Raw genomic sequence first — 229 nt, forward strand, 5'->3', positions numbered from 1 at the left:
CTTTAGGACAAGTAAACCAATTAAAAACAGTTGAAAAGTTAGGTGTTTCTACTACTGTAACGATTTCTACTGGTATGCAACTTGTTGCCACTTCTATCTTTGGGGTTATCGCTTTCCGCGAGTGGACTACTACTACAACGATCATTCTGGGAACGATTGCAATCCTATTAATCGTAGTTGGTGTTGTATTCACATCATTAGATGATAAAGAAAATGCTCAGCCACCAGG

General features: G+C 38.9%; 1 protein-coding gene. It reads left to right on the forward strand.

All coding sequences use genetic code 11. The features are described 5' to 3' along the window. A partial coding sequence (locus tag ACWXWW_RS18425; RefSeq protein ID WP_455971501.1) for a GRP family sugar transporter occupies positions 1-229 on the forward strand: 229 nt, incomplete at both ends.

Source organism: Microbacterium sp. KNMS (assembly GCF_053851835.1).